The sequence below is a fragment of the Pseudomonas sp. ICMP 3272 genome, from assembly GCF_001466905.1.
Classification (GTDB): domain Bacteria; phylum Pseudomonadota; class Gammaproteobacteria; order Pseudomonadales; family Pseudomonadaceae; genus Aquipseudomonas; species Aquipseudomonas amygdali.
On the sequence record NZ_LKEK01000075.1, the window covers coordinates 1 to 13,498 of the forward strand.

Here is a 13,498-nt window from a genome sequence, read left to right on the forward strand (position 1 = left end):
CAAAGCCAGCCAGACTCTTGCGTCAGCCAAAGGTAATGCAAACAGCGCCAATGCCAACGTCCGGTCGGCAAACGACCGACTGGCCCAGATGCAAGAACGCCTCGGTGCAAACGCCGACAAGATCAACGTCAACCGCCAGGGCCGAGGCGTACAACAACTGCGCAGCATGATGCCCGAGCATTTTGGTGCGGCCTTCCTGATCCGCCGTAATCAGGTCACGCCGCAACACTACGTATTCGGCCTGGAAGACCTGCCCGGCAGAGAGTCGCTGCCAAAAACACGTTACGGCGAATACCTGAGACCCGACGGAACGCCATTTGGCGACATCGCCCAACCGCATCCCTCTTTTACCCGCCTGCCCAAGGGCGACCATCTGGTGCTGGTGATCCCCCGCGGCCACAAGACCGCGCAGGTGGTCGGCGACATGAACCGAACGCTTAAAAAAGCTCGTGAAGCGGCCGGTGCGGTGGGTGATGCTGAACGGGGTCATGTTCGGGCGAAGAGCGGGCTGAGTGAGGCCATTGAGGGGCTGGATGCGGAGAAGAACAAGGCGGCTTATCGGGTGCTGGGGTCGACACCGTTTTGTCTGGCGGTGCTGATGCTGGAGGTTTGGAATGTGAGTTCGGAGAGTGAGGCGCTTGCGCAAGCAAATCGTGAAAAAAGCTTTTTAAGAGCAAGTGCAGGAGTGATCGGCGCGGGTGTTGACTTGATCATCGCTGTGGAGGCATTGGCCGTTAAGTTAACTGGCGTGCAGCAACAAAACTTTTTTAGTCGGAAGATTTTCTATGAGATATCCGTAGAAGGTGCAGAGAAATGGCTGGGAGTAACACTCGGCGCAGCCGTGACCAAAAAAATATCGGCCCGACTGATAGCGCAGATATCTTCAGGAGGCTTGCTAGCCGCTATCAATTTCTACGACGTCTGGCATTCCTGGCAGTGGAACGATCAAGCTATGTATGGATATCTGCTAATAGCGATGGGTGGCCTTTCCGGCTCTTTAAGCTCAATGTTTGGAGGTGCGGCGGTCTTATCAGGACTCAATCCAGCGGGCTGGGCGGCATTACTGCTTATCGGCATGGGTGTCGGTTTAGTCATTATGCTCAGCCCAACACCACTAGAGTCATGGCTTGCAAATGGTCCTTTCGGCGAGAGCAATTCAATTGATCAACATTTACAAGATCCATCAGAAGCGTTCTATAGACTGACCAGCCTGCTTGCCGGCATCAGCATCTCCATCGAAAAAAATCCTGATTATGATCCCCGTGCCACATTTGACCGTTATGCTCAACTACCTCATGCCATACGCCGCTCGGACACCATCGTTCGCCTGCGGAGTCGCTTGCCGGGGCTTATCGGCAGCTTTGACAGTCTAAGCATTGAAGCTGAATGCAGGACTTGCCGTATTACTGAAAAGATGAGTAATCAGGGTATACCTTATATCGCACAAAAAGAGATCACTGACAGACCTGAGGCGCCCAACGCTCAGTGCCTTTACGCGGATGCTCTGGAGCTTTTCTTTACAACTCCAATTAATCAGGTCTCACCAACAAGCAGCAGTAGACACTATTATACTTGGGCGGTAAGAGCTCAGTTCATCCTGATCACCAAGAGAGAAAAACGCTACTTCCCTGCCCCAAAACTTAGAGACTCAACTCAGTACAGTCAAAACTGGGCCACACCAAGCTTCAATGAGGTTGACCAGCCGTTTTGGGCAGATGAAGTGACCTATAAGGGGTCTTTCAATGACTAAATCGAAAGCACAAGCTTACTATAGCTCGCGAGCTTATAGCCCTGAAAAAACTCCCGAGCAAGCGTCTCTGCAGAAACAGACTCACCACTCATCGAGACGCCTTCCATGGGGATCAACACAGCAGGCGACATCAATTGAGTTGATGCAAGATGCAACTCCAAAAGGCATGAGATTCTGGGAATCATGCGCAAACAAAAAAGAGCAAAATATAAAGATGGGAATATATACCCCTGCAATGTTTGAGGGTGTAGAGCTCCACAACAAGTGCGACCAAGAGCGCTTCAGGTTTGCACCGCTTCCATTTCGCTCTCAATTTTGGATCATTATGCTGCAGTTCGGAAGAGGCAGTTTTTTTGTTTTTCTTGCGGCGCTTCTATTGACACACCCATTAATAATTTCGGCGTCCCGGGAAAGCTGGCAAGCGACCACTATTAAGCTACTCATTGAAGTTTACCCAGTTATTCTAGGCATTCCTTTGGTGCTTTGGTCAATAAGCCACATCGTCGTGAACCATTTTCCCCGTCTGTGGTTTCGTCCCCCCAAAGGCCCTGACTGGGAACTTAATCGCAGAACCGGTCTGGTCACGATATTCGACTATAAACGCCATCGAAAAGAAGGTGTGATCGAGGAATTCGTTGCGCCTTTTTATGAGTTCGATGCCTACATGACCACCACCCATAATCTTCACGGTCCTACATACGGGCTACTGCTTCAGCATCGCTATGAAGACCGTAAGATCAATTTTCATATGCTGATGAACGCCGACGACGTCCAGCAACGCCCCTGCGCACTCTGGGACTTCCTGCAAAACTATATGGACACCAGCGGCCCGATTCCGGACATCCCCCTCTTTGAACCATACCGGCACCTGGATCCGGTCACTGCCAGCTACGATCAGCAGCGCGGCCGCGACCCTCGCTACTGGATCGACATGGATGACGCCACGTTCAAGGCCGAGGTCGATGCTATGTGGCAGCGGGTTTATGCGATCGATACGTTTAGCCGTCCTAACCTTATGGCGCGGTATGTGGATTACGGATCTTGAGGTGCCATCTCACGTCTGCGGTGGTTCTACGCTCAATGTCACAAGCTGAAGAGGCATAGCGCTTTCGGCAAGTGCCCAAATGCGTCGCGGCAGTCTGCATGTCAGCAGCATCACCTGAACGATCCAGGCACCACCAGTTTCAAAACAACTCCGAAAGCGGCGTGCCTTTCAACTGCAATGCCCCCGCCGCCGCTGCTCGCGCACGGTTCAAGCTCTGCGTGCAACGCCAACCCTTCGACTGGCTGCCCGCCGGTGCAACAGCGCAACCAGAAACAGCGCCGTAACCGACAGCCAGACACTGACCAGCAGCACCGGTTGAGCGTTGTCGCCAGACACCCACTGCGACGCCAATAGCGGTCCGAATGCGCAGCCGAGCAGTTGCATGCCCGGAATGAGCCCGGCGATGCGTCCCGAGGGGTCGATTTGAAGCGCGATGCGCACCTGAAACGGCGTCAGCATCAGGTAGATCAGGGCAAAAAGACCGCACAGGCCCAGAAATACATTTACGCCCCGATCAGCCGTTATGTACATGCCCAGCGCAATGCTCGCCAAGAGCAGTGCTGCGGCGGCCAGCATCGAATAGTCAGGCACCCGGCGCACCAGCAAAATGCCCAGACAGCCGCCCAGGACCTGCATGAACAGCATCGCCGAGACAAGCAATTGAGCCGAGTGCGCATCCAGCCCTGCGTGAATGCCCAGCGGTTCCAGGTACGCCCAAAGACCGCCTACCGCCGAGAGCTGCATGAACACCAACATCAATAGCAGCACCTGCTTCAGGTTCCATTTGAAGCCTGATACTTCCGGTTGCTTGTCAGGCTGTTGCGGCAACCGTTTGGGTAGCCAGGCAACGAACAGCACGGAGCCTGCGGTCAGGATTCCAAGAAACACAAAGCCTGCGTAAACGCTTTGATCAGGCAATATCAGGTATGCAAGTGCTGCGGCTATCAGTGCCTGAGCCAGTGTCTGAACCACCATGAACACTCCTGCCACCCGATCCGGCGCAGGCCCCTGAACGATCAGGCTCACGGCCCCCCATAACAGTAGCCCCTCGGCCAGTCCCGCGAGCGAGCGGGCCGCCGTTAACGGTCCGTCGCCAGTGACGTTGGCCGTAACCAGGTCCATTCCGGCTGCGTACAGAATGGCAATGACCGTAAGCAGGCGCAGGTTGAGCATTGACCGCAGCAAGTCACCCAGTACCACGCCCAGCCCCAGCGCCACGATTTCGCCCATGGCGACCAGCCCTACGCCCTCAAGCGACACATGGTTTTGCGCGAGCAATTCGCCCAGCAGCAGCGGCTGCAGTCCCACCATCAATACCGCGACAGAGCCCAGTGCCAATGCGGCACTCAAATGCCTGCGAGTTACAGCGGACGACGTTTGCATGGCATGCGCCTCTTGAGAAGTTTTAGTAACCGCGGGTTTCTGGTGGGATCTTGCCTTCGGCAAAGCACTGCGCCGCCCGCTTCTCGTCTTTCATCAGCCTTCCGTTGGCGACCAGCACCACCCACCAGGGCAGTAGCGTGAGGTGTGCGCCGCACGCCTTGGCCAGGGTGTAGGCCTTGGCGCACTTTTCGAACAATTCTGCGTTGAGCACCATTCGAGGGCCTGTGGTCCCCATCACAGCAGGGATTCCATCGATAACCGCGGCATTCCCGCCACGCGTCAATGCATGTGCCAGGGGCCTATCAGCACTGGCGGGCGAACCCATGTGGCCTATGTGACGTGCCTGCTCATCAAATAGAATCGGCAGGACACCTCCAAAATCGACAAGGCTTTTTGCAAAGGCCCCACCGCCGATCAGGATTGCGCCGACATCGGCACGAACCCTGTAGATAGCTGCGTGGGTCTGGCGCTCATCCTCTGCGGAATCGGAAAAAGCGACAGCCTGCGGTGCCAGATCGTCGAGTTTCCCTAGCCACATGCCCTGCTCGCCTGGCAAGCGCAATGAAATACTGCTGTGTGAGTCCACCTGACCCATCATCCGTTCGCGCAGCTCAAACCACTGTTTTCGAAGTAAATCGCGCATGGTGCTCACCTCACACCAGTTGAAAAACGGCGTCGAACCGCTCGAGCGCGTCATCAATGACGTCGTCGGTGTCTGCCAGGCTGGTGTAGATACGGCTGCCCGCGAGGGTGATCAGGCCATGAGCGGTATACGCGGCCCCCATCTCCTCCATCATGTGCTTGCGGGTCTTGGCCTCATTGCGTGCCCTCAGCAGCTTGAGCGGATTACTGGTGTCGAGCAGCAGCACACCGGAAGTCTGCAGATGCACGATGGAGCCCATGTTGTAGGCAACATAAGGCAAGCCACGTCGATTGATGATTTCATCAAGTCCTGCGCGCATGCGGTCGCCCGCCCTGCCCGCCAGCGCCGGCGCGTTCAGGCGGCGCGCCTCCAGCAGCGCGTAATAACCGGCGACGCACGACAGCGGGTTGGCCGACAGCGTCCCGCCCACGAACGCCCTTCGCGAGGATGTGCCAATGCCACCGGCAAGCAGTTGCATCACGTCTCTGCGTCCGCCAATGGCACCCGCCATCGGGTAGCCTCCCGTCAGACACTTACCCAGTACCGTGATGTCCGGCATGACATTGAAATAAGCTTGCGCGCCGCCCAGACCCGCACGGAACCCGGTGACCACTTCGTCGAAAATAAGCAGTGCGCCAAATTCGTTGCACAGCGCACGCAACTGTCGGTTGAAGTCGGCGTGTACCGGGCGTGTGCCACTTTCCGGGCCGAAGGGTTCGACCATAATCGCTGCAGTGCCGCCACGAAGGCGATTGATCTGCAGCCTGCGGCGTAATGCATCCAGATTATTGGGCGGGCTCTCCTGGGTGTTTGCCGTAGCGCCTCGCGGAATACCCACCGCCTCCATGCGTCCGGTGCCCGGCAGGCGCATGCCGTAGACCAATTGGTCGCTCCAGCCGTGATAGGCGCCGCCGATTTTGATCACCCACCTCTTGCGGGTGTAGGCGCGTGCCAGGCGTACCGCTGCCATCACCGCTTCAGTGCCCGAGCCCAGCAAGCGCAGCATGTCGACACCGGGCATCACTTCACAGACCAGTTCGGCCAGCTTGACTTCGTATTCATGCAGCAAGCCGGTCACCGGCCCGCATTCATCGAGAATACGGTCGACCTGTTCGCGAATGGCCGGGTGATTCGAACCCAACAAAGTGGGGCCACCTGCTTGTAGAAAATCGGTGTAGCGATTGCCGTCGACATCCGTCAGGTGCGCACCTTTAGCCTGGGCGAAGGCCAGCGGAAACGGATAGTTGAACGCGAGATTGTGTTGCACACCTCCCGGTATGACTTTTTTGGCTGCCTCGGAAAGACGCTTCGAGCCCTGGCAGTGCTCGTCGAAATAGCCCATGACCTTGCTCATTGCTTCGCGTTTGATCGGGCGAATGGGTTGTTTCACCAGTTCGTCGAACCGGCGGTAGAGGGAGTCGACGTCCGGCCATTGCGACACGGCCGATTCGGGAATTGCAGGCATGCTGGCAGGATCAAGAGGTTTGTTCATGATTGAGTCTCTGAAAAAGTCTGAGGGCTGAGTGCGTGCGAGCTGGAACTGGTCAGGGCGTCGATCAGGCGGGCTATTGCAGCGCGTGACTCAGGTTTTCCACGGGTATTGACTTTGATCTGGTTGACAAGATGATCACGACAGAATGTTTCCAGGTCCTCCAGGCGCATCAGGGTTGTCTCGATATCCGCACCGCAACACAGAACGCCGTGATTGCGCATCAGGTAAACGTTGTGATCCGGCCGGATTGCCCGGCCGAGCTTGCCGGCCAGCCAGCCGGAGCCGGACGGCGCGTAACCCACCAATTGAATGCGTTTACCCAGCGATTTCCATAGCGGCGGGTAAGGCACGTCCAGCGCTTTGCCGAACAATGTGCAAGCGCTGGCCAGGGGTTGGTGGGTGTGGATACTGCAATTGACATCCGGGCGACTGCGCAGGACTTTGGCGTGCAACTCGCTTTCCACCGAAGGCGAACGTTCACCCGACAGTTGCTGCAGATCCTTGAGCCGCAGGACGCAGACATCCTCCGGTCGCATGCTGAAATAGTCGGTGGCCGAAGGTGTGACCGCGATGTGCAGCGCGTCGATACGCAGCGCGAGGTTGCCGCCGGTGGCGGCGAAGAAGCCGCGGCGTGAGAGATGCCGCGACAGGTCGACGATCTGTTGTTGGACATTGTTCATAGTGTCGTCTCCTGCGATGGGTTCAACCTGCGATACAGCGGTGCCAGGCGTTTGCGGACTTCCTTGAACGTGGCGAAGCGGTCGTCATACAGGTTTCGGGTTGACCGGGATGGCTCGTACAGTCGATGCGGCCTTTGCAGTGTCGGAAGATCGTTGAACTGCAACTTCCCGAGCGCTACTGCAGCAATGAATGCCGCTCCGCGGGCGTTGGTCTGAATGGGGTTGTGCGGTTGCTGAATGACCCGCCCGCAGACATCGGCCATGATCTGGCACCACACATCCGATTGCGCTCCGCCGCCGGTGGCGACGATGATTCCGCTCGACTGGCCGATAAACCGCGAGAACGGCTCCAGCATCCAGCGTGTGTTATGGGCAACGCCTTCCATGAAGGCCCGGATAATGTCTTCCCTGGAATGTTCGAGTTTCAGGTTGATCAAGCCGGCACGCAGGCTCGGATCACCAACCGGGGAGCGTTCGCCACACAGCCATGGCGTGTAGATCAACCCCCGCGAACCCGGCGGCACGCGCGCTGCGATACGGTCAAGCAAGGCATATACATCCGGCTGTTGCTCATCGCTCAACAGCTCGTCCGGGTGGTAAAGCACCTTGTCACGCAGAAACGACAGGTTGGCGCCTGCAGCCGATTGCATGGCCATTGCCAGATAACGGCCCTTGACCGCACTGGGAACCGCAGCAATATGGTGGCGAACACTGGATTTCTTGAACGGTACATGAGCGCCTACCCAGGACGAGGTGCCCAGGTAAAGGTGCGGAGCAAAGTCCCGCACCGTGGCACCAACAGCCACTGCCGAAGTGTCTACGGCACCTGCAACCACGGGCGTTGATCGAGGTAGCCCCAGTACATCTGCCAGCTCGGCTTTCAATGTGCCGATGACTTCGGTCGAGCCCACCAGCTCAGGCAGTTTGCCGGCGTCGATACCCAGTGCCCTTATCAGCCCGTCATCGTAGCGAATGCGGTGAGGGTCCCGATTGTCGGTAATCCAGGCGGTCAGCATCGAGTCGCCTGTCGCACAGTAACGACCCGACAACCGCATGTTCATGTAGTCGAGCACATTCAGGAATTTGTGGGTCTTTTCATACCGTGCAGGGTCATGATCAAGGATGTAGGCCATGTGCCCGGCCGAGTCCATCCCGGACAGAGACGCCACCCCGCCTGTCAGTCGCAACGAACGCCAGAGCTTGAGTGGCCCGTAGCCGCCCAGATTGCACCAGCCTCCGCCCATTCGCTGCTTGATGGAGTCGGCGCCGCGCTTGTCCAGCCACAGCAGTGCCCGGCCAATCGCGGCACCATTGCGGTCGACACAGACCGTGCCTTCGCTTTGCGTGGAGCAACAGATGGCCACCACCTGACGACGCCTGCGCGGGTCGGCTCCCAGCAACTCGTTGGCGCCAAGCATGAAAGCATTCCACCAGTCCTCCGGCTCCTGCTCTGCACTCAGGCCACTGACATGCAACGGCACACCGTGAAACGCCCAGGCCCGGATGTCTCCCTCCATGGAGACCAGTGCGCACTTGCAGCCAGACGTTCCCAGGTCAATCGCGAGGACGAGTTGCTCCAGGCCGGTAACCGCCTCAGGCGTCCGGGAAATGAAAAGCGAAGTCATAAAGGTCTACTCAGAATGTGCGGGAAATCGACGCCACCCAGCGATTGCCATCCGTGGTTCGCACATGTCCGTCGTCTTCGGCCATATACAGCTCACGCGCCCGGGTCTTGGTTGTCACCCAGTCGAGTCCCCAGTCAAAGCCCCACCAGTGATGGACCAGACCTACGCCGTAGTCAGCGAAGTTCGCTTCCGAAAAGTTGGCGATCTGCTGATAACCGGCGTGCAGTTTGAGGTTGGTATTGATGCCCAGCGCGTATTTATAATCCAGGTCATACAACATGCTGCCTCGGGAGTTCTGGTCACCCTTGGCATAGCATTCCAGGCCTTTGGTCGGGTCCTCACGGAACTGCAATTGCGCACCGCACACGCCACCGCTGTTGGCGCCCCGGTAGTTCTTCGACAGCACCCGGGCAATTCGGCCTTCAAGTGCGCCATAACCGATTTCCAGCACGGCAAACTGACTGTTGTAATTGGTCGTATGCTCATCGCCCGGCGTGAAGGTCTCGAAGTCGAAGCGATTGGGCGCTTTGAACTGCGCCCCCGGAAACATCTCCGCCGCCAGCCCTACACCATAGTGCCAGGCATCGGGATCGCCAAAGCGATAACCCCCTGCGAGCAGCACTCCCAGACCATCACCGTCGAGGAACTGCTTCTTGCTGACCGTAGAAAATTCGGCAAGCGCCACCAGGCCTGTTTCATGAGCAACCTGAATGGTTACTCTGGCTCCTGGGCGATTCAGGGAATCGGAAATGCCGCGGGTGCGAATGTCCGAGCTGGCCTTGGCGGTGATATCCACCGCGTAGCTCGACATTTCATCGGCGATAGCCAGGGTGCTGCCTGCTGCGGAGCACAATGCTGCAGCCATTACATAGCGAGTTGTATAAGTGCGCATGATTCTCTCCCACGCTGAAGGGCCGGATTTACAATTTGCAAACCGGGGCAGGAGGCAGTGTTGCGATACGCTCGAATTGCTCTGTCTTGCCGAGAACTTCGGTGCCGACAAAAGCCCTTACATTCAGGCGTCCGTCCTTGACCCGGACGGCGCCCTTATATTTTTTCTGATCACGGGGGTCATATACCCAGCCATCGCGCCAGGCATCCTGGTCATAGCGGGTCAGTTGTAGAATCTGTACACCGCAGTCACTCGACGTCGAGGCAACATCCTTGACCCAGACAACCTGCCCGCAGATGGCGCCTGCCTTGTCTGCGCAGTCGTCAAGCTTGACCACGGCGTCTTTTTCCGCCGTCAACCAAAGGCCCTTTGCCTCCAGCGGACCCGCAGCAGCATGAATACCGGTGGAGCACATCAGAAGAGAAGAGAGGAAAAGCCATTGCCGTGCGTTCATAGCGTCACCTTTTTTTATTTTTTGTTTTAACAAACCGTCACACTAACGACGCTTCAGTTATGATAGTCATCGCTACACGATAGTTATAGCTATCATTTTATCGTGGAGCAACTGTTTTTTTCGACCGTCCTGCTGGCGCCCCACTCTTTTTTGACAGGTACTTATGGCCAGGCTGAAAACTGAACCCTCTCCTGCGCAGGTCGCAGGAAAAACCCTCGAGCGCAAGAAGCTGCCTGCGCAGCAACGCGCCACTGAAACCTACGAACGCATTCTGGTCGCCACGGCAAATACCTTGTGCGAGGTCGGCATAGAGCGCTTGTCGACCAATCTCGTGTGCGAACGGGCAGGCCTTACACCGCCAGCGCTGTACCGCTATTTCCCCAATAAATACGCGCTGTTGACGGTTCTTGGTGAGCGTCTGCTGGAGAAGCAGAACGAGCGGATTGATCACTGGATCACCCCCGAGCTGATCGCAGGTACGCCGCAGGCTCTGGAGCAGGCGCTTGCCGAACTGATTCTGGATACTTACCGGGTTACCGACGCCACGCTGGGCGGCATGTGGACGCTGAAAGCGTTAAGGGCAGTTCCTGCGCTGGAGCATGTGCGGCTCGACTCTCACCGAAGGGTGTCCAAGGCCCAGGCCGCGATCATTGCCAGCGCTATTCCCGAGGCTGATCCCAAGCAGATAGCTATGGTTGCCCGTGTGGCGGTCGAGATGATTCACGCCACCATCGAATTGCTGTTCGATGAGCCTCTCGACCCGGCGAAGACCTGCGCCATGGTAGCGGCGATGATCGTCAGCCATCTGGATCGCCTTGATCCCGAACCTGCACCTGACAGATGAATACGCGAGACCAGATTGACCGTTTCGGCCACTTGAACCGGCCGGATCGCCCCTTCATCGGTCCGCGATGGTTCTGTCCGGTTACGTGAGCCAGAACGTAATCGCAACACTGCATCTATCTTATAAAAACACGCAGCCACAGGAGCAGCTTCATGAATCAGCCCGCAAGGATCACGCCCACTACGCCGTCTCCCGCTCCGGGGCTAACCGAGCTGTTCGAGGCGCAGAAAGCTGCAGTTCGCGCGCAAGGGGTGCCCTCCTACGCTCAACGAATCGCCGACCTCAACGCCATTTTGCGAGTGGTCAGCGACAATCAGGACAGGTTGCTTGAAGCGGTCAGCGCAGACTTCGGCAACCGCTCCTTCGCTGAAACCAGGCTCGGCGAGCTGATGCCTGTCATCAATGGCATCAAGCACATTCGTTCGCATCTCAAGGCGTGGATGCGGCCCTCCCGACGCAAGGTGGGTATTGTTTTCAAGCCTGCGACTGCCAGGGTCATTTATCAGCCGCTGGGCGTAGTCGGTATTCTCGCGCCTTGGAACTATCCGCTGACGCTGACACTGGTGCCCTTGATAGAGGCACTGGCAGCGGGCAACCGGGTAATGATCAAACCTTCGGAATTGACCCCCAGAACCTCTGAGCTGCTCCAGCAATTGCTGGGTGAAACGTTCTCTGCCGAGCAGGTCACAGTAGTCACTGGAGATGCCCTGCTGGCAAGCCGGTTCAGTGAGCTGCCCTTTGACCACCTGGTGTTCACCGGGTCGACCCATGTAGGTCGCCATGTCATGGCGGCGGCTGCACGTAACCTGACGCCGGTGACACTGGAGCTGGGCGGTAAATCACCGGTAGTGATCTGCGACGACTATTCGATTAAAAAAGCGGCACGGATGCTTGCTATCGGCAAACTGTTCAACGCCGGGCAGACCTGCGTCGCACCCGACTACGTACTGGTCCCGCACGAACATGTAAACAGTTTTGCCGGCGAGTGGCTGGCGGCTGCGAAAAAACTTTACCCGACACTCGAAGGTAACCCGGACTACACCTCGATCATCTCCCAGCGCCACCACGACCGGCTCGTGAGCATGGCTACCCAGGCCCTCTCAAAAGGGGCGAAGGCATGGCAACACGGTGCGCCGGTGTCGACCCACGAACGTAAGATTGCGCCCATGGCGCTCACGGATGTACCGCTCGATGCCGACCTGATGCAGGAAGAGATTTTTGGTCCGCTGCTGCCGATACTTGCCTATGACTCTCTGGATGAAGCCATAAGCTTTATCAATGATCGCCCCTCGCCTCTGGCCCTCTACTGTTTTTCCAACAACCAGACGTCCGTGGACCAGGTGCTGGACCGGACGCAATCCGGCGGTGTGACCATCAATGGCACCATGCTGCACGCCACTCAGGATGATCTGCCGTTCGGCGGCGTCGGGCAGAGTGGCACCGGGGCCTATCACGGCTATGAGGGCTTCGTTCGTCTGTCCCATGCTCGCGGCGTTCTCAAGTTGAGTCGCTTCAACATGTCTGACAAGGTCTCGGCACCTTATGGGCGGCTGACACGCTTTGTAACCCGCCTCATGCTCGGCAAATAGACGTTTTCCGAGCAACCGCGTCAGGTGACAGGATGTCGCCCCGCCACGATATAGCTCCTGCCCTGCCTTCCAGGCAGCCAATGATGATCACTGTTTGTGATGATCCAGTATTTATGTAACATCAGAGCGTTATTCTCTGCGCACTTCAACTAGCCGTGTTCTAAAAGGCATCTAACGCAGGCATCTAGCGGCCACATCACTCACAGCCAAGTTGATGTGACCGCTGTTTGCGTTTGACGTCTAAGCTAGTGTCAGCATTTCTGAAATCATGGATGACTCAATGCCACACACATTACTACCCCACATAGGCAGGGCCATAGCCAGCATCGGCAGCGGCCATTTTTCCAGCATGTTCCACAAGCTTATCGATACTCAGCTTGCCGTGGATGCCACCCACCTTTCCTCACTGCCACAGCCCTGGCAAACGCTGCCCGCGTCGGAACCCACAGTCTTCAACGAAACGGTGACGTCCTCACGCGGCACCTTGCTGCTCAGCGACTCGATCCATCTTTATCCTGCGCAGGCCTCGGAGAACTTCAGCTGCAAGATAACCGTCTTCAGGGCGCTGCCAGCGCATGAGTTTTCGGACAATGAACGTCGTCAGCTAAGCACTATCTCACCGCTTTTGTTCTCGATACTCGAAAGGCATGTCAATGCCTTGCAAATGACAATGATCACTGTCGAACCGAAAAAAACCGAAAGCGTCGAAGAGCGTTTTCATGACCGGTTGCGCGAAACAGGTATGACATTGTCCGAGCGGGAAATGCAGGTCTGCATCGGTCTGCTCGCCGGTCATACCGCAATCGAGCAGGCCGAACGGCTTGCGCTCAAGGTCAATACGGTAGGCAGTTACCAGCGCCGCGCCGCCATCAAACTGGGCATCAGCGGTCGGCACTCGCTGATGCGCTGGATGTATGGCTCATCGGAAAGCGCTTGTTCAGCCTGCTGAACGCCGTTCAAGAGCACTGTTTGAGTAACAGACAGAATAGGTAGCCAATGCCACAGGACGGGGTGATATCGATCACCCCGCCCATGCGCCTTACTGCAGGTAGCGCTGGCCTGGCTTGTCGCCTGCCTGACGCCTGCGTTCTGTCAAACGGT

The 13,498-nt window shown here is 57.2% G+C and carries 11 protein-coding genes and 1 pseudogene; 5 read left to right on the forward strand and 7 right to left on the reverse strand.

The features are described from left to right. Positions 1 to 1,750: pseudogene (locus tag AO068_RS20755) on the forward strand (hypothetical protein); the annotation flags it as partial. A 142-nt stretch (positions 1,751 to 1,892) separates the two neighbouring features. Then, on the forward strand, positions 1,893 to 2,795 hold the full coding sequence (locus AO068_RS28845) for a hypothetical protein (RefSeq protein WP_058409310.1): 903 nt from the start codon (positions 1,893 to 1,895) through the stop codon (positions 2,793 to 2,795). A 207-nt stretch (positions 2,796 to 3,002) separates the two neighbouring features. Here AO068_RS28845 and AO068_RS20765 read toward each other — a convergent pair whose 3' ends face one another. Genes AO068_RS20765 through AO068_RS20795 form a run of 7 tightly spaced genes read right to left on the reverse strand, consistent with a single transcriptional unit; the run spans position 3,003 to position 9,964 of the window. Beyond that, positions 3,003 to 4,178 carry an MFS transporter gene (locus AO068_RS20765; protein ID WP_058409311.1) on the reverse strand — a complete coding sequence of 392 codons (1,176 nt, stop codon included), beginning with the start codon at positions 4,176 to 4,178 and terminating at the stop codon, positions 3,003 to 3,005. Between the two features lie 22 nt (positions 4,179 to 4,200). Further along, positions 4,201 to 4,821, reverse strand: coding sequence for a hypothetical protein (locus AO068_RS20770; RefSeq protein WP_058401559.1), 621 nt, complete (start codon positions 4,819 to 4,821; stop codon positions 4,201 to 4,203). 10 nt (positions 4,822 to 4,831) lie between these two features. Continuing rightward, entirely contained in the window at positions 4,832 to 6,313 is a 1,482-nt protein-coding gene (locus AO068_RS20775; RefSeq protein ID WP_058409312.1) for an aspartate aminotransferase family protein, read from the reverse strand. Continuing rightward, a complete protein-coding gene (locus AO068_RS20780; protein ID WP_058409313.1) occupies positions 6,310 to 6,993 on the reverse strand; it encodes a class II aldolase/adducin family protein in 684 nt (227 codons plus the stop codon). Before AO068_RS20780 ends, AO068_RS20775 begins: the two co-directional genes overlap by 4 nt. Further along, positions 6,990 to 8,618: a xylulokinase gene (locus tag AO068_RS20785; RefSeq protein WP_058409314.1), complete on the reverse strand. Its 1,629-nt coding sequence runs from the start codon at positions 8,616 to 8,618 to the stop codon at positions 6,990 to 6,992. Before AO068_RS20785 ends, AO068_RS20780 begins: the two co-directional genes overlap by 4 nt. Positions 8,619 to 8,628: 10 nt before the next feature. After that, positions 8,629 to 9,510, reverse strand: a complete 882-nt coding sequence (locus AO068_RS20790) for a TorF family putative porin (RefSeq protein WP_010210556.1) — start codon at positions 9,508 to 9,510, stop codon at positions 8,629 to 8,631. Positions 9,511 to 9,538: 28 nt separating this feature from the next. After that, on the reverse strand, positions 9,539 to 9,964 hold the full coding sequence (locus tag AO068_RS20795; protein ID WP_058409315.1) for a DUF2147 domain-containing protein: 426 nt from the start codon (positions 9,962 to 9,964) through the stop codon (positions 9,539 to 9,541). Between the two features lie 163 nt (positions 9,965 to 10,127). On the opposite strand from AO068_RS20795, the gene AO068_RS20800 reads away from it, so the two are divergent. The 3 genes from AO068_RS20800 to AO068_RS20810 all read left to right on the forward strand — a co-directional run bounded on the left by AO068_RS20800 (position 10,128) and on the right by AO068_RS20810 (position 13,346). Beyond that, a complete protein-coding gene (locus tag AO068_RS20800) occupies positions 10,128 to 10,808 on the forward strand; it encodes a TetR/AcrR family transcriptional regulator (protein ID WP_058409316.1) in 681 nt (226 codons plus the stop codon). Positions 10,809 to 10,960: 152 nt separating this feature from the next. Continuing rightward, positions 10,961 to 12,397 carry a coniferyl aldehyde dehydrogenase gene (locus AO068_RS20805; protein WP_058409317.1) on the forward strand — a complete coding sequence of 479 codons (1,437 nt, stop codon included), beginning with the start codon at positions 10,961 to 10,963 and terminating at the stop codon, positions 12,395 to 12,397. A gap of 280 nt (positions 12,398 to 12,677) precedes the next feature. Then, a complete protein-coding gene (locus AO068_RS20810) occupies positions 12,678 to 13,346 on the forward strand; it encodes a helix-turn-helix transcriptional regulator (protein ID WP_057403628.1) in 669 nt (222 codons plus the stop codon). The last annotated feature ends 152 nt before the right edge of the window (positions 13,347 to 13,498 follow it).